Origin of the sequence: Streptomyces bungoensis (assembly GCF_001514215.1) — a bacterium.
GTDB lineage: Bacteria > Actinomycetota > Actinomycetes > Streptomycetales > Streptomycetaceae > Streptomyces > Streptomyces bungoensis.
This window is the reverse complement of record NZ_KQ948851.1, coordinates 661944-683784: the sequence shown is the minus strand read 5'-3', so window position 1 is coordinate 683784 and position 21841 is coordinate 661944. Positions and strand designations below refer to the sequence as shown.

Genomic DNA, 21841 nt, shown 5'->3' with positions numbered 1-21841 from the left:
CCCCATTTCCCCATCTCCAGGACAGACCATTTCAGATCAGCCTCAATTCCGTGCCCTTTCCCTGGGCGCGGGAGTTCAGTCCAGCACCCTGCTCGCCCTTTCCGCCGAAGGGATCCTCCCGAAGGTCGACTACGCGATATGCGCCGACACCGGATGGGAACCCAAAGCCGTTTACGCCCACCTGGACCGACTGGAACAGGAGATAGCCAAGCCCGCCGGCATACCGGTCCTCCGCGTCTCAGCCGGAAACATTCGCAGCGACGCCCTGAATCCGGACCACCGCTTCGCCTCCATGCCCCTGCACATCCTGAACAAGGACGGGCGGCCCGGCATGACCCGCAGGCAGTGCACCGGCGAATACAAGGTGAAACCAATAAAGCAGAAGGTACGCGAACTCCTCGGACACCCCTACCCCTCGCGCATCCCCAAGGGCGTGTTCGTTGAGCAGTGGGTGGGGATCTCCACCGACGAGTTCCACCGCGCCAAAGACGCCGACGTGAAATACATGCGCAACCGGCATCCACTCCTGGACCTTGGCTGGAGCAGAGCGGACTGCGTTCGTTACCTGACCTCGCTCGGGCTGGCGAAGACACCGAAATCGAGCTGCCTGGGATGCCCGTTCCACGGAAATGCGCAGTGGAGGCACATCAGGGACACATCCCCTTCCGAGTGGGCGGACGTCGTCGAATTCGATGCGGCCATCCGGCAAGGCAATGCCCGCGCCAACGCCTCGGGCAGCCGACTGCTCGGCGAGGCGTTCCTGCACCGCTCCCGCGTCCCGCTGAGCCAGGCGCCGATCGACCACGTCACCGCCGCCGAACGGGCAGCACTGCGCATAGACGCGGACGAAGCCGACGCGCCGGAGAACGGCGTCGTGGACGGCTGCTCCCCCTGGGCGTGCCGCGGGGACACGGACGTTCTCACCCGCGACGACTTCGGGCTGGCCACGTGATACTCGACCTCTTCGCGGGGCCGGGCGGCTGGAGCAGGGCACTGGGCGTCTTCGGTGTGCGCGACGTCGGCCTGGAATGGGACGAATGGGCCTGCAAGACGCGCGTGGCCGCCGGGCAGTTGACGATCCGGACCGACGTGGCCATGTATCCGACGTGGCCCTTCCTCGGCCGCACGCGCGGGCTGATCGCCTCCCCGCCGTGCCAGGCATGGAGCATGGCCGGCAAACGCCTCGGCCTGCTCGACCAGCCGCTGGTGCACACGGCAGTGGAGGACCTCGCCGCCGGACGCGACACCCGCGAGCGCCTCCTCGCCGCCTGCCGCGACGAGCGCTCCCTACTCGCGGCCGAGCCGATGCGCTACCTGCATGCCCTGAACACGGTCGGCGAGCCCGAGTGGGTCGCGATGGAGGAAGTGCCGGACGTCCTGCCGCTGTGGAAGCAGTACGCGGCCGTTCTGCGGTCCTGGGGGTTCTCGGTCTGGTACGGGATCCTCAACGCCGCCGACTTCGGCGTTCCACAGACGCGCAGGCGAGCGATCCTGCTCGCCTCCCGGGTCCGTACGGCACAGCCTCCCGCCCCCACGCACGCCCAGGTCGCCGAGCCTGACTCGCTGTTCGGTCCGGGCCGCGCCCGCTGGGTCAGCATGGCAGAGGCCCTGGGATGGGGCGCGACTGACCGGCCCGTTCCCACCGTCTGCGCTGGCGGCGGGCCCGGCGGCGGACCCGAACCGTTCCCTTCGGGCTCCCGCAAGTCGCTCTCCGACGCCCGGGAGCGCGGCACCTGGATGCCCAGGCCGGACGGTGTTCTCCTGCAGTCCCGCCGCGAAGGAACTGGCTGGAAGGCACGGCACGGCGCACGGCAGAACCGTGCCGCCGACGCTCCGGCGCCGACGTTCACCGCCGATGCCCACCGCTGGTCCTGGTCCCTGCGCAGCAACAACCAGGCCAACGCCACCGTCCGCCCGCTGTCCGAGCCGGCGGGCACGCTGTTCTTCGGGCACCGCGCGAACGAGTGCACCCGGGTCGCCGAACCAGCCTCGCCTCCGACCGACGACACGGACACGTCGGCGGTGCCGGAGCCGATCCGGATCACCGCCCGCGATGCCGGCCTCCTGCAGACCTTCCCCGCCGATTACCCCTGGGCCGGCAACAAGGGCCAGCAGTTCTCCCAGATCGGCAACGCCGTGCCCCCGTTGCTCGCCGGCCACCTCCTCGCCCCGCACCTCGGCGTCACCCTCGACCCCGACGACTTCACCCTCGCAGCCTGATGCCCCACGTCCCCGAACCCGAAGAAGACGACCTCGACGCCATCGCACCGCCGCAGCCGGTATTCCACGTCGAACAGGCCCTCCTCGGCGCCCTTCTCCTGGATCCACACCGTCTCAGCGACGTGACCGGCATCGCCGCCGACTCCTTCTCCACCCCCGCGCACGCCGCCCTGTTCGCCGCCATCAGCACCTTGCCTCCGCCCGACCCCGCCGAGCACGCGAAGAACACCAAGTGGCTCGACCAAGTGCTCGCCACGGGGCGCGAGCAGGCGCGCGGACTGACCGCCTCCTACCTGCACACCCTCGTCCAGGTCTGCCCCTGGCCCCGCCATGCACCGGCCTACGCCAGGATGGTCGAGGCCGAACACGCCCGCCGGCGCCTGCAGACGGCCGCCGAACGCCTCACCCAGATTGTCAACGACGCGTCCCTCCCGCACCCAGTCGAGACAGTGCTCGCCGAGGCCGACGCGCTCGCCGCGGTCGTGGACGACATCACGAGCCGCTTCCCGCCGCGCGCCGGAGTGCTCCCCCGCACCGCGGCACCGCCGCCGGCCATCACCACCGACCACACCGAGGCAGCCGAGGAGGAGCAGCTGCTCCTCGCGACCGCCACCGCCCACCCCGCCGACATCGAGTCCGTCCGGTGGCTGCTCCCCGACGACCTCACCCGGCCCCTGCACGCCGGCCTGTGGCAATGCCTGACCGCCCTGGCCCGCCGCCGCGAGCCCGTCGACCCCGTCACCGTCCTATGGGAAGCCCAACAGCGCGGCCTGCTCGACAACGCGAGTGAACCCAGCAAGGTGCTCCGCCTGCTGGCCGAACCGGCCGGATCCGTGGAGCACTGGGCCGAACGCGCCCTGCAGCGCTCCCTCCTAGCCACCGCCGACCACGCCGGCCGGCGCATCTCGGCGTACGCAGGAGACCCGGCGAACACCCCGTTCCAGCTTGTGGTCGGCGCCCGCCGCTCCCTCGCCGACATCAGGGCCGTGCGCACCCGCTGGCAGCACGCCACCGGAACTGTCCCGCCACCACGGCCGCGGCCGGCACCTGCCACTCGCGCCGGTCCGCCGACCACGACGGCCGCTCACGCCGCCCGCGCCGCGCGAGCAACCCGATAGCACCCCGCACACGCCGGTGGCCGGGCCCGAAGGCCCGGCCACCGGCAGAAGAGACGACACCCCCACGTGACTCCCCCTATCGACGCCCACGTCCGCCTCGACACCCACCCCACCCATCCCAGCGCCGTGACCGCCGTCCTGACCGGCAGTCAGGCCCGCATTGCTCTCATGGCTCTGGAGGCAGCCGACTGGACCGTCGCAGCCGACAACGTCCTGGTCCTGGCCCGCATCGACCACGAGGAGCCCTACTGGGCCAGGGACGCAGCCAAGCACCTGTCCGCCGACGGCATCACCGTCGAAATCACCCCTCGACTCCGGGAGGCCATGGACGAGGAATGGACCTGGGCGAACTATCCGATGCCGTGGTGCACCCGCAGCGAGATCCGCGAGGTCTCCAACCAGGCGCAGAAGATCCACGACGACATCCGCCACGGCCATCTCCTCATCCACGCACACGCCCACGACGGCCACACCACCGTCGCGGTAGGCACGTACCTCCACCGGGGCGGCAAGTCCGTCTACCTCCACGGCGAGGACCACCTGCGCCAGGTCGCCGACACCTTCGACTCACCCACTCAGGCCCTGCTCGCCTTCGAGAAGGTCCACGGCACCGACATGCGCCCCGGTCCGGCACCTCTGACCGACGCCGAGCGCGCCGCCGTCGAGGCCCGCGCCACCTTGGACCTCGGTGCAGCGAAACCCGGGCCTCACCGCCCGGAGCCGGAGACTGTCCCCGTCTACCTGGCCGATGCCGGCGACCACGACGCCCTCCTCGACTCCTTCCTCGACAGGCACGGCGAGTTCGAGAAGTGGCGGACCTGGTCAGATGACACGACCCACGCCATCCACGAGTCGCAGACCCTGCGCATCGAGCGCGTCCACGAGACCCCGGCCCACGAGACCGCCTGGACCGTAGCGGCCTATGAGACGCCCGTCTCCGACCGCATGTGGGTCCTCACCGCGACCGGCGCCACCCCCGCCCCGGTGCTGCAGGATCTGCTCACCCACCTCGCTGACGGCGACGGCTGGGACACGACCACCGGCGTCCCGGTGGACGAGAAGATGGTCACCGCGGCCACCCAGCCGCTCTCCGACGCCGGATGGAAGCACACCGTGGACGGGCGATGGATCCGCTGGACATCCCCCGACGGGAACGTGGGCGTCCAGTTCGACGCCTTCACAGCACAACACCCGAATCAGAACCTGGCCACCTGGACCGTCTGGGCCGGCCCCGGACCGGACCGGCCCACCTGGGCCATCACCGCGTCCCCGCACACCCCGAGTTCACTGCTGGCCGGCCTCGCCGAAACCCTCGCCCACGAGACCGGCACGCACCAGGCACAGCCTGCGGGCCGCGAACACAGGACCAGCCTCGCTACCAGTCCCCCGGCCACGCCCATGTTTACGGCCGACCCAGCCGTCAGCCGTTCACGCTGATCATTGGCGCACACGAGCGCGGCAACGTAGCGCGGGATCGCCGGTTGGTAAAACCGGCGATCCCGCGCACATTCGTTCGCGGCGCACTCTGCCCCGTTCCATCAACGCCGGGTCTGGGATTCCGCGGCCTCGGTCGTAGCACGCTCAGGCCGCTCTTGATGTCAGTGACACCCTTTAGGATTCGGTCCGAGGGTTGAGCTGTGCTTCCTGAACGCAGCGGCAGGAACTGCGGCAGGCTTACAGACACGGACGGGGAGCCGCATGCTGGAAGACCGGTGGACGACGGTCACCGAGTCCGAGTATGAGCACGAGCGCCGTGGTCTTGAGGCGATCCGCCGACGTCTGCCAGATGAGGAGCCGTGGCGTGCCTGGACGAACTTCATGTTCACCGCGAACAGCGGGCACGTCCGTGAGGTCGATCTTCTGGTGGTAGCGCCGGCCGGGGTCTTCCTGGTCGAGTTGAAGGACTGGCACGGCTCGGTCCACGGCGGCGGCAACGACTGGGTGCAGACCACGCCCAGCGGGACCAGCCGTCGGCACGGCAATCCGCTGCACCTGGCGAACCGGAAGGCCAAGGAGCTGTCGGGCCTGATCAACGGCGTCTCCGGTCGGCCCGCGCACCGAACGAAGATCTGGGTGGGTGAGGCTGTCTGCTTCACGGACGACAAGCTTCAGGTGAACCTTCCGGCTGCCGACATGAACGGCGTGTTCACGGTCAAGCAGCTGGTGGAGATGCTGGCCGTGCCGCCGGGAGACGCCCGCTACCAGATCACAGCCGAGGCATCCCGCTTTGTCGATGCAGCCCTGAAGAAGCTCCGTATCGCACCGATCCGCCGCCAGCACGAGGTGGGCTCCTACCTCCTGGAGGCGAAGGCGTTCGACTCCGGGCCGTCCTGGGCCGACTATCTGGGACGCCATTCCCAGCTGCACGATCTGGCACGGGTACGGGTCTTCCTCAGTGAACGTGGTGCCTCCGACGACGAGCGGCGCTCGGTGGAGCGTGCCGCCGCCCGCGAGGCATCGGTACTCAGCCGTTTTCGTCATCCCGGTGCGGTACAGCTGAAGAATTATCTGCCGTCGGGGCATCCCGCCGGGCCCGCGATCCTCTTCGACTACCACCCGGAGACGCTGCGCCTGGACGATTACCTGGTCCAGCACGGTGAGGGTCTCGACCTGCAGGGGCGCCTCGCGCTGGTGCGGCAGCTTGCCGAGACGGTGCGCTCCGCGCACTCCCGGCGGGTCCACCACCGCACGCTGTCGGCGCACGCGGTGCATGTGATTCCGCGCGACCGCGGTCCACGCGGGCGGGAGCTCGGCGAGGAGCAGCGCTGGCTGCGTCCGTGGACGCAGATCGCGGATTGGCAGATCGCCACTGGGCAAAGCTCCAGCCGCGGCCGGCCGCTGACCCTGGCTCCGACTAACGTGACGGGGTTCCATGTCGCCGAGCAGGCAGATCCTTATCTGGCTCCGGAGCTGAGGATTCCGAAGGCCGATCCAGTACGCCTCGATGTGTACGGGCTCGGCGTGCTCACGTATCTGCTGGTGACCGGGCAAGCGCCTGGCGCGAGCCAGAGCGAGGTCATGGCACGTCTGGAGGCCGGCGAGAGTCTGCGTCCCAGCGCGCTCGTCGACGGTCTCAATCCGGACATCGACGATCTGGTGGAGGCTTCCACCGCGTACGAACCGGGTCGGCGTCTGTCCACGGTCGACGACTTCCTGGAGATGCTGGAGTACGTCGAGCAGGCATTCGTCGAGGAGGTCCCGGGCGGCGGGGATGCGGCTGCAGGCGCGGGCGGGGACGGCGGTCCAGGCGAGAATAGATCCGAGCCGGAGAAGGACCCGCTGGAGGCCGTGGCCGGGGACGTACTGGCCGGACGCTGGGAAGTCGTGCGCCGCCTCGGTACAGGCTCGACCGCGCGGGCCTTCCTGGTGCGGGATCTGGAGGGCGAGCCTCGGCGCAGCGGCGGCCTGCCAGTGGCCGTGCTGAAGGTCGCGCTGAGCGAGGCCAAGCATGCTGTCCTGGATCGTGAGGCGGAGGTCCTGGGCCGGATCCACAGGGACTCCAGCATCATCTCGCTGTACGAACCGCAGCCGCTGACACTGGCCGGGCGCCGGGTCCTGGTTCTGGAGTACGTGGGCGACAGCCGGGAGCTGAAGGACCAGGACGGCAGTGCGAGTAAGGGGCCGCGCCGCCGGGAGGACACCGTGGCCCGCCAGCTGCGGGACAACGGCCGCCTGGGCATGGACCAGCTGGAGGCATACGGGAAGTACCTCTTCGGTGCTGTGGAGCACCTGGAGGCGGAGGGGATCTGGCACCGGGATCTGAAGCCGGACAACATCGCGATCCGGGTCCGCCCCAACGGCACCCGGCAGCTGGTGCTGATCGACTTCTCGCTCGCCGGGTACCCGGCGAAGGAGATCGAGGCGGGCACCGAAGGCTATCTCGACCCGTTCGTGGGCATCATCACGCGCGGCTCGTACGACGGGCACGCCGAGCGGTACGCGCTGGCCGTGACGCTGCACGAGATGGCCTCGAACGAACTGCCCCGCTGGGGCGACGGCTCGGTCACGGCCCGGCAGACGGATGCGAAGGAGTGGCCGTACCCGCAGCTTGCGGCAGACGCCTTCGAGCCGGCCGTCCGGGACGGCCTGGTGGCGTTCTTCCGTAAGGCGCTGGCCCGGGATGTGAAGGACCGCTTCCCGGATCTCAAGCCGATGGAACGTGCCTGGCAGCGGATCTTCCTGGACGCACAGCAGACGACGGCGCCAAGCACCGGGCACGGTGAGAAGTCGGGGCGCGGGGCGAACGGCGGCACCGACGCAGTTGCCGGGTCGGCTGCGCAGCCGCGGATCGGGCGGGAGGATGACGACGTCTCTGCCGAGCAGGTCCGCGACCAGCAGGCCGAGCGCGCCGACCGGAAAACGCCGCTGTCGGTGGCGGGTCTGACGGTCGCAGCGCAGTCGCAGCTGTTCGCGATGGGGCTGAACACCGTCGGTGACGTCTTGGACTACTCGGCGAAGAAGTTCCTCACCGCGCCGGGCATGGGCTCGCGCACCCGGGAGGAGATCCAGCGCCGGCAGAAAGAGTGGAACGCACGTCTGGGCAAGGCGGCTCCCGCGCCGCTCAGCGCGGAGGCCCGCAAGGCGGCGGGCCAGGAGCTCTCCGACCTGGAGCGGGCGGTCGCGGAGTCGGTCACCGGGGAAGTCACCGACCCGCAGGTGCTGGGCGGCCTGAGCCTGGACGCCCTCGCCGCCCGCCTGGTGCCGAAGCCGTCCAGCGGTAGTGCCCGCTCCAACGCCAAGGAGCGCGAAGCAATCCGGCTGCTGCTGAGGCTGCCCGATGAGACAGGCACGCTGCCCGGGGGCCTGGCCTGGGTCCGGCAGCGGGACGTCGCCGATGCGGTCGGCCTGACGGCGGGCCGGATCCCGCAGATCGTGAAGAAGGCGCGCGAGCGCTGGTACAAGGACGCAGCCCTCGGGCTGCTCCGTGAGCAGTTGGTGGAGCTCCTGGCTGAGCGCGGTCGGGTGGCCCCGGTGATCGAACTCGCCGATGCGCTTATCGCCCGGCGCGGCACCCAGCACGTGGAGCGGCGCAACCGGCGTGCACTCGCCCTGTCGCTGCTGCGTGCGGTGGTCGAACGAGAGAGTTACGACAACGAGTCCCCGCCGCTCTTCCGCTACTTCCACGCCCGCATGCCCAAGGGCGCCGATCCGGTACTCGGCCTGCTCGCCCTGGATGTCCGGGAGGACGTGGACGGTCCGGACACCCCGGCGCTGCCCGCCCTGCAGGAGTACGCGCTGAACCTGGGCGTACGGGCCGACCGGCTCGCGGCGCTTGAGTCCCTGCCGACGGCGAGCACGGTCCTCACCGAGCTGGACGCGGTGCGACGGCCACCGGGCAGCCTGGGCTGGGACGAGCGGCGCACGGCCGAGATCGCGGTCGCCGCCTCCACCCGGGCCGCGCTCACCCCGCGCCTGGAGATCTACCCGCGCGACCTGGACCTGGTGCGTGCACTGCGGATCACCCAGGCCGGCGTGGTCGCCGTCCAGCCGGGCGTCGAGGAGGAGCGGCAGCCGGGCCTGACGGTGGACGCGCTGCACAAGCGGGTCGCCACCCGCTTCCCCGACCTGGGCACCGATCCGCTGGCGCCGCGCGAGCTGCCCACGGGCAGCGCCCTGGTCCGCGCCCTGAAGCAGGCCGGCTTCGACCTGAAACTGGCCACCCGCTACGACAAGGTGCTCCGGCTCATCCCGGATCGCCCCTCCGGGGACGCCACTGCCGGGCTGACCTCAGCGAGTTGGGGCGCCTCGGCGGCTCGCCGCTCCGCCCCCACCCAGTACGACGCGGACGCGGCCGTCGCCGCTGCCGTCAAGGCTGAGCAGCGACTTATGCACTCGGCGCAGCAGGACGGCTTCCGAGTCCTGACCGTGCCCCAGCGGCGGGCCGAGGACGCGGTGCGGCGGCTGGCCGGCGAACCATACAGGGCTCGGCCGGTCTCGGTGACCGGACTGTTCGTGGCCGAACTACGCGGCGTGGTCGGCGAGGCTGCCCGTCCGACCTGGGAGACCGTCCTCAAGGCGGACGCCGCAGAGCCGGGTAGTCGGGCTCACCAGCAGCTGCGCATACGCACCGACAAGGCGTGGGGGCGGATCGAGCCGCGGCTTCGGGAGCAGCTGGCGGAGGCCGATGGTCCGCTGTTGCTCACCGACACTGCGGTGCTGGCCCGCTACGACGCGCTCGACCTGATCGGGCGGCTCGCGGAGGAGGCTCGGCAGGGCGGCAGCCCGCTGTGGCTGCTCGTCGCCCAGTCCGATCCGGCACGGGCGCCGCGGTTGGCCGGGCAGAGTGTTCCGTACCAGGCGGGGTTCGACGAGTGGATCGTTGTGCCTGACGCCTGGGTCGCGCGCAAACACCTCGAGCCGGACGCCTGACCCGCCCCTCCTCCTAACCTGATCTTCTTCCGTCCTCTCGTTTTTCTCCTCAGGAGCCGTTCGTGATCGACCGCAAGATCCTCCTCGCCGACCTGCAGAAGCAGGTCAAGGCGGCAGAGACCGATCTGGAACAGCAGGTCAAAGCCGTCCCCGAGGTCGGGACGCGGCTGCGCGGCGAGTATGAGCAGGCCCGGAAGCTGGGCCGTACGGCGGCGACGTGGAACGCCTGGCTTGGCGAGCGGATCACCCAGGTCGCGGTGGCCTGGGTGCTCGGAACGGTCTTCGTGCGGTTCAGCGAGGACAACCGGCTGATCGCCGAGCCCTACATCACCTCCCCTCACGTTTCAGGACGCGAGACCGCCCAGGCGCGGTACGAGGAGTATCTAGAGAAGGACGCCGACCCGACGTACCGAGGATGGCTGGAGACAGCGTTCGCTGAGTTGGGCGCCGGGCAGGCCGGGCGGCTGCTCTTCAATCGTGACCACAACCCGCTCTACCAGATCCCGCTCTCGCACGACGGGGCGGGTGCACTGCTCGCGTTCTGGCGGGAGCAGCGCTCCAGCGGGGACGAAGGGGCTGGCGGTCCGGTCCTCGTGCACGACTTCAGCGACCCGCTGAGCGAGGACGGCACCGAGGGCTGGAACACCCGGTTCCTGGGCGACCTTTACCAGGACCTGAGCGAGACGGCCCGCAAGACGTATGCGCTGCTGCAGACACCGGAGTTCGTGGAGGAGTTCATCCTCGACCGGACGATGCCCCCGGCAGTGCGGGAGTTCGGCTTCGAAGAGCTGAAGATGATCGACCCGACGTGCGGGTCTGGCCACTTCGTGCTCGGCGCATTCCGGCGGCTTGTGCGAATGTGGGCCGAGCAGCGGCCTGAGGTCGGCGCTTACGAGCGGGTGCGAGCGGCTCTGAACTCGGTGCACGGGGTAGACCTCAACCCGTTCGCGGTCGCAGTGGCCCGTTTCCGGCTCCTGGTCGCGGCGATGGCCGCGAGCGGCATCCGGACCTTCGAGGAGGCGCGGCGCTACGAGTGGCCCATCCAGCTCGCAGTCGGCGACTCGCTCATCAAGGACCGGCAGCTGGAATTGCAGTTGGGGCTCGCCCTTGAGGAGGAGGGCGGCAGCGCAGCCGGTGACCCGCTGGCCGACTTTTCGTACGCGACGGAGGACGTGCACGAGCATCCCGGGATCCTGGAGCAGGGGCGCTACCACGTGGTCGTAGGCAACCCGCCATACATCACGGTCAAGGACAAGCAACTGAACCAGCTGTACCGGGAGCTGTACGACGCGTGCGCGGGAACATACGCGCTTTCCGTCCCCTTCGCCCAGCGGTTCTTCGAGCTGGCCAAGCGAGGCAGAGCTGACGGAAACGGCTACGGCATGGTCGGTCAGATCACGGCGAACTCGTTCATGAAGCGAGAGTTCGGCACCACGCTCATCGAAGAGTACTTCGCGCACAAGGTCGAGCTGACGGAGGTCATCGACACGTCGGGGGCAGTCATCCCGGGGCATGGGACGCCGACGGTGATTCTCGTCGGGCGACCAAGGGAGGGATCGAAGCGGCAGGCGACGATCCGGACAGTACGCAGCGTGCAAGGGGAGCCTTCGGCACCGGAGGAGGGGAAGGAAGCGGAGGGGCTGGTGTGGCGGGCGATCGTTGAGCTGATCGACCGACCGGGGAGCGCGGGACAGTGGGTGTCAGTGGACGACCTGGAGCGAGGTCGGTATTTCGGGAAACAACCGTGGATCCTGGCTGATGGCGGACTGGAGTTGGTTGAAGCCCTGTCAGCGGCGACCGCAAAGTCATTGGTGAATATCATCGACCCTGGTATCGGTCGCGCCGTCCGCGTAGGCGCCGATAGCGCCTACGTTAGGCCAAGCCGTCCCACATACCAAACCAGAGCCGACAAGTCGAGCCTCCTTCCCTTTCTGACTGGTGACGTCGTCAGAGATTGGCATGCCGCGGCAGAGGATTCCATTTGGTTTCCGTACGCGGAGGGAATGAAGGCAGAACAGCTTCAAGAGGAACTCTGGCCTTACCGAACGCTCCTCAGGGAGCGGCGTACCTTCCAGGGGGATATGGCCGCCGCTGGCCTCAACTGGTGGGATTACATGCAATTCACATCATCGGCATACGCTACACCCCTGTCGGTAATGTTTGCGTTTGTCTCCACCCATAACCACTTCGTTCTGGACCGAGGTGGGAGTGTCTTTAATCGCCACGCACCTGTAATTAAGCTGCGAGACGGGGCGACTGAGCAGGATCACGTGCGACTGCTCGGGCTGCTCAATAGCTCCACGGCCGGGTTCTGGCTCAAGATGGTCAGCCATGACAAGGGTAGCCAGGGCGTAAACGAGGGCTACAAGTCACAGGCGTGGGAACGCTTCTACGAGTTCACCGGCAGCAAGGTCGGAGAATTCCCGCTTCCTGCTAAGTACCCCGTCGCCCTCGCTGGGGAGCTCGATTCGCTTGCCCAGCAACTCGCAGCGACGACCCCCGCCGCCCTCGCTGCCAAGGCCACCCCCCTTGCTCCGACCCTCCGCGCTGCCCAAGCTCGCTACGACTCGATTCGCGGCCGCATGATCGCCCTCCAGGAGGAGCTGGACTGGCAGGTGTACTCCCTCTACGACCTTCACTCCGAGGATCTGCGCCTGCCCGATACCTCCGCCGTGCCCGAACTTGCCCTTGGCGAGCGGGCTTTCGAGATTGTGCTCGCTCGGCGGGTTGCGGCCGGTGAAGCCAGTGGCGAGTGGTTCAAGCGACACGCCTCGACGCCGATCACGGAGATCCCAGCGCACTGGCCCGCCGACTATCAGGCGCTCGTGCGGAGGCGGATCGAGGTCATCGAGTCGAACCGTGCCATCGGCATGGTGGAGCGTCCCGAGTACAAGCGACGCTGGGCCACCGAGGGCTGGGATGCGATACGGCAGAAGGCGCTGAAGTCCTGGCTGCTCGACCGGGTCGAGGACCGCGCGCACTGGTTCGACGCCAGCGGCAATCCCACCGTCACCACCCTCGCCCGCCTCGCCGAAAATCTCTCCGCCGACGAGGACTTCACGTCCGTTGCCGAGCTGTACGCACCCCGGCAGGACCTCGTGAAGATCGTGCGGGAGCTGCTGTCCGAGGAGCACGTGCCGTTCGTTTCTGCGCTGCGGTACAAGCCGACCGGGCTGAAGAAGCGTGCTGACTGGGAGCAGGTCTGGGAGTTGCAGCGGGAGGAGGACGCGGCGCCCGACGAGCCCGCCAAGCGGAAGGTCCGCGAGCGGACGCCCGTGCCGCCGAAGTACACCTCGGCGGACTTCCTGAAGCCGAGCTACTGGCGTGCGCGCGGCAAGCTGGATGTGCCCAAGGAGCGGTTCGTGTCCTACGGCACGGTCAACGCGCAGTCGCCGGAGCTGTACGGGTGGGCCGGCTGGGATCACCTGGAGCAGGCCCTCGCGCTCGCCTCGTACATCCAGCAGGCTGGTCTCAGCGACGACGACCTCGTGCCTTACCTGGCCGGGCTACTTGAGCTGCAGCCGTGGCTGGAGCAGTGGTATGGCGAGTACGACCCGGAGTTCGGGGCGTCGCCGGCCGCCGAGATCCTGGCGTTCAGGCAGCAGAAGCAGGGCGAGCTCGGGTTGACCGACGATGCACTGCGGGCCTGGCGTCCGTCCGCCGTCAGCCGTGGACGCGGCGCGTCCAAGGCCGCCACATCGAAGACGCGCACGGGCACGAAGGCCGCCGTCCAGACGTCCATCATCGACGCCGACAATGACACCGTCACCGAGGCCGTAAGCGACGCAGAGTCCGCCTGAGTACGGCGAGGAGCAGACACACCATGGCGTTCATGAACAGGAACAATCCTCGTCCCGAGGACCGGCCGCTGCTTCGGGAGTTGATCGACATCCCGGAGTCGGTGTCCACCTCCGACTTCGTGTTGAAGCTGAACGAAGCGGTCACGCCTGAGGGGGCCGAGGCCGCGCTGAAGGACTACGTCGTCACCGACCGGCTGCTCGGCAACTTCGACGAGGCCCTTGACCTGATCAAGTCGGCGCTGGACAGCCGCTCTTCGAAGGCTGCCTATCTACACGGCTCGTTCGGCTCCGGTAAGTCGCACTTCATGGCGGTGCTGTACGCGCTGCTGTCACGTAACCAGGCCGCCCGGGCGCGCCGCGACCTCGACCCGGTGCGGGCCCGGCACGCCTGGCTGGATGCGGACGACCGCAAGTTCCTGCTGGTGCCGTACCACATGCTGGGCTCCAAGTCGCTGGAGCAGCGCGTACTCGGCAAGTACGTGGAGCACGTACGGAAACTCCACCCAGACTGCCCGCTGCCGCAGGTCTACCGGACCGACGGGCTCTTCGAGGACTTCGCCGAGCAGCGCCGCCGGAACGGCGACGAGCGAGTGATCGAGCAGCTCGCCGATGCCGGCGACGGCCAGGAAGACGAGTGGGGTGACTCCTTCGCCTGGACCACTGAGCTGCTGGACCAGGCGGTGAACGCGCCAGAGGAACACGAGAACACCAAGGACCTCGACCTGGAGAACCCCTCCACGCCGCGGGAACTGCGGGCCCGGCTCGTGCAGGACCTCACCCAGACCCTGTTCCCGTCGTTCTCGCGCAACGCCTCCGAAGATGCCGACGGGTTCGTCTCGCTGGACAAGGGGCTCGGCATCATCGCCGCGCACGCCAAGTCCCTCGGCTACGACGGTCTCGTCCTCTTCATGGACGAGCTGATCCTGTGGCTGGCCTCCCGCATCCACGACCAGAAGTTCGTCTCCCGCGAAGCCGACAAGATCACGAACTTTGTGGAGGGCGGCGACGAACGTCGCGCCATCCCAGTGGTGTCATTCATCGCCCGCCAGCGCGACCTGCGTGAGCTGGTCGGCGAGGAGATGTCGGGGGCCGCCGAGGCCGCCGTCCAGGACAGTCTGAAGCTCAGCGGCGGGCGCTTCGACAAGATCGTCCTGGAGGACCGCAACCTCCCACAGATCGCGCAGGCCCGCCTGCTCAAGCCCACCAGCCCGGAGGCCGAGGCGAAAGTGGAGGCTGCGTTCGCCGAGGCCAAGAGGCTCGGCCCGGATGTCTGGGACACCCTGCTCGGCCACGACAAGTCCACCACCGGCGCGGACGAGGGCGCGTTCAGGCGGACGTACCCGTTCCCGCCGGCGTTCATGGACACCCTGGTACACATCTCCGCGGCCCTGCAGCGCTCCCGCACTGGCCTGAAGCTGATGAGTCAGCTGCTCGTCGACCACCGCGACGACTGGCGGCTCGGGCAGCTTGTGCCGTTGGGTGATCTCTACCCGGCGATCGCGGGCGGCGGCGACAAAGCGTTCAGCGGGGAAACCAGTGTTCATTTCGAGGCCGCCGACAAGCTGTACCGGGACAAGCTGCGCCCGTACCTGCTGAAGACCAACCAGGTCACCGAGGACCAGGTCGAGGCGTACCGGCGCCACCCCGAGACCCTCGGCGACCCGCAACTTGCGGCCCGCTGCCGCGATTTCACCGGTGACAGCCGACTGCTGCAGACCCTGCTGCTGTCTGCGCTCGCGCCCAGTGTGCCCGCGCTGGCCGACCTCACCCTGGCGCGGCTTCATGCCCTCAACCACGGCTCCATCACTACCCGCATCGCGGGGACGGAGGTCGGCCGGCTGGAGCAGAAGGCGAAGGAGTGGGCGGCGACCTTCCCCGAGATAAAGGTGACCGGTACCGGGCCGGGTGCGGTGGTGCGCCTGGAGCTTACCGGTGTCGACCTGGACGCTGTCCTCGCCAACGCCCAGGTCCACAACAACCAGAACAACCGGCGTGCCAAGATGCGCGGCCTGCTCAAGGAGGCGCTCGGCGTCAGCGACGGGCCTGGCGGCTTCGACGCGTACGACGTGCTCAACCTGGTGTGGAAGGGCACCGAACGGCAGGTCGAGGTGGTCTTCGGTAACGTCGCCGATGTCGACTCGCTGCCCGAGGCGACCCTGCGGCCGAGCCAGGAGGACGCCTGGCGGCTCATTGTCGACTTCCCCTACGACGAGGGCGAGTTCGGGCCGATGGATGACCTGCAGCGGCTGCGCGCTCTGCGGGAGAAGCCGGGTGGTGACTCGCGCACGCTGGCCTGGCTGCCCACTCACCTGACCGATGCTTCCCGCGGCGACTTCGAGCGCCTCGTCGTCATCGACAAGGCCCTCGCTGACGAGACTCGCTTCGACTCCGACTTCGCGCGCAGCCTCAACGCCGACGACAAAGAGCGCGCCAAGGGCATGCTCCAGTCGCAGCTGCTCATCCTCACCGAGCGCGTTACCCAGGCGCTGCGGCAGGCGTACGGGCTCACGCAGAAGCAGGAAGGGGTCGTCGACCTGAGCTTCGACACCCATCTGGTGGCCCAGCAGGACGTTCCCGAGCTGCGGCTTCCGCTCGGCGCGACCTTGGATACCGCCGCCCGTGACCTGGCCGGCAAGCTGCTCGCCCATCAGTACTCCGCCCACCCCGACCTGGACCCCGACGGCACTGGCAGGCCGGTGAAGCCGGCCGAGATCAAGACCGTCTTCGAGTATGTCCGCAAGGCCGCCGAGAACCGTGACGGCCAGACCGAGGTCGACTCCAAGGACCGCAAGACCATGGCGCGGATCGCGGGCGGCCTCGGGCTCGGCGCGATGCGGGAGGCGTACTACCGGCAGTCCACCGCCTGGCCCGACCACTTCAACGACCGAGCCCGCCGGAACGGCACCGCGGAGCCGACCCTGGTCAAGCTCTCCGACTGGAGCGACCTTCCCGAGCCGCGCGGATTGCCCGAGCCGCTGCGCCGGCTGCTCGCCGCCGCGTACGCGGAGATGACCGACCGGGTATGGGTGCGCGGCGGCGTCCCCATCGAACCCGCGCCCGCACCACACGAGCTGAAGCCGGACTACGCCCTGCGCGAGCAGCAACTGCCCACGGAGAGCGACTGGGCAGAGGCGCGCAAGCGGTTCGAGACCATGCTCGGCGACCAGGCGCCGCAACTGCGGCGCGGCCGGATCGTCAACCAGTTCGCCGCACAGATCAAGCAGGCCGCCGCCTCACTCGGCCAGGACGCCGGACGGCTCGTCGGGGAACTGGAGAAGCACCGCGACTTCCTCCATCTGAACGACGACTCCCCCCGCCTCGTCCTTGCCCGGCGGGCGCAGGAACTGGTCAAGGAGGTGACGGAAGCGGGCATCGAGGCGAAGACCGTCGTGGACCGGCTCGCCCGCTTCCCTCTCGGCGACTTTTCCGCACACCGGTACGGCATGTCGTTGAAGAGCGCCGGGAAGGTCGCCAGCGCGCTGCAGAACACCAGCTGGGACCAGCTGAGCCTGGCCGACACCCTCGGCGTGGACGGCGCGGCCGTCCTGGAGCGGGTGCGGGATGCTGCTGCTGGCGACCCGGGTGATTACCCCGACCTGCCGGGCGTGCTGCACGCCAGCGGCCGGGAAGTGCTGTCCCTGCTGAGGTCTCGCCAGAGCATGACCGAGCGCCCCCAGCCGTCGCCCACTCCGCCGCCGAGTTCCGACAGCGTGGACCTGAACGGCGGCTCCGCCCACCCGCAGGTGCTGCCGGAGCCGCCGCAGCAGCCGGGGCCGCGCACACCCTCGCGGTCCGTGGCCCGCTCCGGCGGCGGGCGGACTACCGCCGCCCGGGCCGCCGCCGAACTGCAGGCGGAGATCGCGGCGCTCGCGGCCGAGCACCCGAACGCCACCGTCGAGGTCATCTGGAAGGTCGTCGACTGATGTCCGACACGGTCACCACTGCCCCCGCGACGGCCGGCCCCGCCCGGCTGTCGGCAGGAACCGTCCGTCAGTACCTCGCCGCCCGCAGTCGGCTCGGTGACGGCACGGTCCGCGTACTGCTGCTGCGGGCCGCTCCCGTCTGGGACGGGCCCGCCGTGCAGCGTACGGCGGGCGGGCTGCAGGCGCGGGTGGTTGTCGCGCCCTCGGTGCTGGCCGTGCACGAGCAGATCCTGGGCCACCTCGACGCGCCGACTCCTCCCGACCCCAAAGTCCTGGTCGTCCTCACCGACCGCGAGGACACCGACCTGGACCCCGGGCTGCTCGCCCGCGTCTACGGCGGAAGGATCCGGTCCGTCGACAATTGGGAGGTCGTGCAGGAGGCGTTCGACGCGCGCGGTCTTGACGGGCGGCTGCGGAGGGAGACCTGGGCGGCCGAAGCGCTCCTTGACGCGGCGGCCAGCCGCGGTTGGCCCTCGCTCGGCAAGGGAGTGCTCTCCCGAGACGAGGCCCTCACCCGGCTGGCCCGGCGTCGGCTCCGGCTCGGCCGCCGTGACACGGACGCGCTGGGTGGGCCGGCCGCACACGACGACGGGGACCGCATCGACCCCATCACCCTGTTCCGGTGGACCCATATCCCCGGCGGCCCCAACCTCCTGCGCGACCTGCGCGGACCGGAACGGGCCGGCCTGGCCCGCTTCCTCGCCGAACCCGAACAGGCCGGCTCCACTGGAAAGATCATTACCGCCCTGGTAGACGCCGACCACGGGGTGGACGCAGCCGCCTACGCGGTCGTCTGCGCGGCTCTGTGGGGGCACGCGGAGGCCGACCACGACCTGTACCGGGCGCGCGGGCGCGCCGAGCGATGGCTCGGTGACCAGCCCCCCGCCCAGGGCGACGACCTCGACCGGCTCCTTGCCTCCTTCGGGCAAAGCGGTGAGGCGTATGTCCGCGGCCTCGTCGACCGGGGCGAACACCGGCTCGCCGACCCGGTCCTGAGCAGGGCCGCACAGCTCGTCACACAGTTCGGGGCGCAGACCGCCGCCGCTGCCAGTCCGCTGCTCGCCGCCGGACTCGATGCCCGCTTCACCGCCGCGGGCCGCGCCCTCGCCGACGGCGGTCCCGAGACGGTCACGGCTGCCATCACCGCGCTGGCCGAACACGCCCTGGCCGTCGACGGCGCTACCCAGGCCCGTATCGAACGGGTACGGATGGCAGGGCGGCTGCGGCGGTGGCTGGCGTCCCAGCCTGAAGTCGACATCGCCTCGGTGGCAGACGGCGCCGACCGCCAGATCCGCGAACTCGGCTGGGTAGACCGAGCCTTGGAACACCTGGACGCGGGCGGCGACGCAGATGACGCACTCGCCAACGCCTACAGCCGGATCGGCGAGCAGGTGCGCAGCAAACGTCGTGAGCTGGACCGCGTGTTCTCTGAGCGGCTCGCGGTGTGGACCGCAGATGGCACCGCCCCCGGCGCCATGCTCACCGTCGAAAGCTTCCTGGACCGGGTCGTCGCGCCCGTCGTGGACTGTCCCGGCCGACGGGTCCTGCTTCTCCTCATCGACGGAATGAGTGCGGCGATCGCAGCCGAACTGGGTGAGGAACTGCACGCACACTGGTCCGAGTTCGACCCGCTGCAGGGCGCGACCGGAGCACCGGTGAGGCGTGCCGTGGCCGCTGCGCTGCCCACTCTCACCACCGTTTCCCGCACCTCGCTGTTCGCCGGCACCCTGATGAAGGGCGACCAGAACGACGAGAAGCGGCTCTTCCCCCAGCACCCGTGCTGGAAGGGGGCCCCTGCGGCTGTCTTCCACAAGGACGATCTGCGCAGCCCCGACACCGGCTCGCCCTTCTCCACCGCTCTGACTGAAGCGCTCGCCGACGAGCGCACCCATGTAGCGGTCGTCCTCAATACCGTCGACGACCGGCTCGCCAAGGAGCAGAAGCTCGGCGACGGCGCTTGGGAGATCAAGGAGATCGGCGGCCTGGAACCGCTGCTGCGGGCTGCCCGCGCCAACGACATGACCGTGCTCCTCACCTCCGACCACGGCCATGTGGTCGAGCGACGCGGCAGCAAGATCGACACGGCCGCCGGCGCCATAGGGTCGGCCCGTCACCGCGCCCCCGGCGGACCCGTCGCACCGGCCGAAATTGAGCTGTCCGGGCCACGGGTGGTCTGGCCGGAGCCCGGATCGCGGATCGTCGCACTGCGGGACCACGACGCCCGGTACACCGCGCTCAAGGCGGGCTACCACGGCGGGGCAACCCTCGCCGAGTTCACCATCCCCCTCCTCGCCCTGCTGCCGTTCGGCGCGGAGCCACCTACGGGGTGGCGGGAGCTGGGCGACCTTACGCCCGCATGGTGGGAGCGGGACAACGACGCCACCGCCGGACTCGAGGACGAGGCGAAGGCCGGAGCCGATGCCATCGCGGCACCCGAGGCTACCGCTGCACGTCCAAGCCGCAAGCAGGCCAAGAAGTCAGCCCCGCCCGTGACAGAGGGCGCTATCAGTCTCTTCGGCGAGGACGAGGTCGCACCCTCCGCACCACAGGAACCTGTCGCCCCTGTAGTGAAGCCTGCGGCCGTACCCGTCTCCGATCAAACGGAGGACCCTGCCACCGCACTGGTGAATCGCCTCATGGCCACCGAGCTGTACCAGGAACAGCTGGCGCTGCTCGCCCGTGTGCCACGCGACAAGGCGGTCTTGCCGAAGGCTCTGGCCGCGCTGGTCGAAGCGGGCACCCTGCCCATGACCGCCCTGGCCGAACGCGCGGGCCAGCCCGCCACCCGTGCCCCTGGCCTCGCCGCGACCCTGGCCCAGCTCCTCAACTATGACGGTGCCCAGATCCTGGAAATTCTCCCCGACAACCGCACCCTGCGTCTGCACCGGGGCCAGCTGATCGAGCAGTTCGGACTGTGAACCGGGGGTCTGCGGCCATGCCGGGCGGTGCAGTCGGCCCGCCCGGCCGCTCCGGGCACCGGCGGCGCGGTGCACGCACGGGTGTCCGGCCAGGTGGGCAGCCGGATGGGAGACTATTCGGGTGAACGCGTTTGGATCTTCAGCATCCGGGGCTGCCACCCCGGTCAGCGCGGTGCGGCGGCGTGCTGTCGTGGACGCGCTGCGGCGCGGCGCTGTCCCCGAGAGCGGCCTCGACCTGCTCGCCACCGGACTCGACCGCTTCGAGCGGGCCCTCGATGAGGAACTGGACACTGCCGCCGCAGGCGGTTCGGTGTTCAAGGCCGTGCGCGGCGAGTACGGATCCGGCAAGACCTTCTTCACCCGCTGGCTCGGCGAGCGCGCCAAACGGCGCACCTTTGCCGTGGCCGAGGTGCAGGTGTCAGAGACCGAGACCCCGCTGCACAAGCTGGAGACGGTCTACCGGCGACTCACTGAGCGCCTGGCCACCGCCAGCTTCCCGCCAAGCGCCCTGCGGCCGGTCGTAGACGCCTGGTTCTACGCACTCGAGGAGGATGCACTCGCCGACGGCGCGAGCGAGAGCGAGCTGCCACAGGCCGTGGACCGGCTGCTCACTGCCCGCCTGGCCGAGGTGTCCCGACACGCCCCCGCGTTCGCCACCGCCCTGCGCGGATACAAGCAGTCCCTGGATGCCGGCGACGAGGCCACCGCCGCTGCGGTGATGGCCTGGCTCGGCGGCCAGCCGCACGTCGCCGCAGCCGCCCGGCGCAGTGCAGGCGTCCGCGGTGACCTCGACCACTTCGGTGCCTTCGGCTTCCTTCAGGGCCTGCTCACCGTGCTGAGAGACGCCGGGCACGCCGGCCTCGTCCTCGTCCTGGACGAAGTAGAAACCCTGCAACGGGTCCGCTCCGACGCCCGCGACAAAGCACTCAACGCGCTGCGGCAGCTCATCGACGAGGTCCACTCCGGCCGCTTCCCCGGCCTGTATCTCATCATCACCGGCACGCCCGCCTTCTACGATGGGCAACAGGGCGTACAGCGACTCGCACCGCTCGCCCAGCGCCTCGCCACCGACTTCACCACCGACCCCCGCTTCGACAACCCGCGGGCCGTCCAGATCCGGCTGCCCGGATTCACCGAGGCATCACTGACCGGCCTGGGCGCCACCATCCGCGACCTGTATACCGAAGGCTCCCAGTCCCCCGACAGGATCAAGCAGCTTGCCGACGACGCCTACCTCACCGACCTGGCCCGGGCTGTGGGCGGGGCACTGGGCGGGAAGGTCGGAGTCGCACCACGGCTGTATCTGAAGAAGCTGGTTGGCGACGTACTCGACCGGATCGACCAGTTCCCCGACTTCGACCCGCGCAGGCACTACAAGCTGACCGTGGGCAGCAGTGAGCTCACCGCCACCGAACGGAACTTCGCCGCGCCCGCACCGGCCGCCTCGGCTGACGACCTCGACATCGACCTCTGACGCCCCAGTTCCCGAAGTC

9 protein-coding genes are annotated in these 21841 nt (G+C 69.5%); all 9 read left to right on the top strand.

Annotated features, from left to right (window positions below; all coding sequences use genetic code 11):
• The first annotated feature begins 88 nt into the window (after nucleotides 1-88).
• Entirely contained in the window at nucleotides 89-952 is an 864-nt protein-coding gene (locus AQJ66_RS02660) for an adenine nucleotide alpha hydrolase family protein (RefSeq protein WP_208611278.1), read from the top strand.
• The gene (locus AQJ66_RS02655) at nucleotides 949-2220 is read left to right on the top strand and encodes a DNA cytosine methyltransferase (RefSeq protein ID WP_061915759.1); all 1272 of its coding nucleotides are present in this window, start codon (nucleotides 949-951) and stop codon (nucleotides 2218-2220) included. Before AQJ66_RS02660 ends, AQJ66_RS02655 begins: the two co-directional genes overlap by 4 nt.
• Nucleotides 2220-3338 carry a DnaB-like helicase N-terminal domain-containing protein gene (locus AQJ66_RS02650; RefSeq protein ID WP_058082609.1) on the top strand — a complete coding sequence of 373 codons (1119 nt, stop codon included), beginning with the start codon at nucleotides 2220-2222 and terminating at the stop codon, nucleotides 3336-3338. The genes AQJ66_RS02655 and AQJ66_RS02650 overlap by 1 nt, the downstream gene beginning before the upstream one ends.
• 66 nt (nucleotides 3339-3404) lie before the next feature.
• Nucleotides 3405-4775, top strand: a complete 1371-nt coding sequence (locus tag AQJ66_RS02645) for an SPDY domain-containing protein (RefSeq protein WP_058082608.1) — start codon at nucleotides 3405-3407, stop codon at nucleotides 4773-4775.
• A gap of 261 nt (nucleotides 4776-5036) precedes the next feature.
• Nucleotides 5037-9707 (top strand): BREX system serine/threonine kinase PglW, encoded by a 4671-nt coding sequence (gene pglW, locus AQJ66_RS02640; protein ID WP_061915756.1) that lies wholly within the window; start codon nucleotides 5037-5039, stop codon nucleotides 9705-9707.
• Between the two features lie 62 nt (nucleotides 9708-9769).
• Nucleotides 9770-13507, top strand: coding sequence for a BREX-2 system adenine-specific DNA-methyltransferase PglX (gene pglX / locus AQJ66_RS02635; RefSeq protein WP_061915753.1), 3738 nt, complete (start codon nucleotides 9770-9772; stop codon nucleotides 13505-13507).
• A gap of 23 nt (nucleotides 13508-13530) precedes the next feature.
• Nucleotides 13531-17430, top strand: coding sequence for a BREX-2 system ATPase PglY (gene pglY / locus AQJ66_RS02630; RefSeq protein ID WP_061915750.1), 3900 nt, complete (start codon nucleotides 13531-13533; stop codon nucleotides 17428-17430).
• Entirely contained in the window at nucleotides 17430-20348 is a 2919-nt protein-coding gene (pglZ, locus tag AQJ66_RS02625; RefSeq protein WP_061915747.1) for a BREX-2 system phosphatase PglZ, read from the top strand. Before pglY ends, pglZ begins: the two co-directional genes overlap by 1 nt.
• 121 nt (nucleotides 20349-20469) lie before the next feature.
• On the top strand, nucleotides 20470-21822 hold the full coding sequence (brxD, locus tag AQJ66_RS02620) for a BREX system ATP-binding protein BrxD (protein ID WP_061915744.1): 1353 nt from the start codon (nucleotides 20470-20472) through the stop codon (nucleotides 21820-21822).
• The last annotated feature ends 19 nt before the right edge of the window (nucleotides 21823-21841 follow it).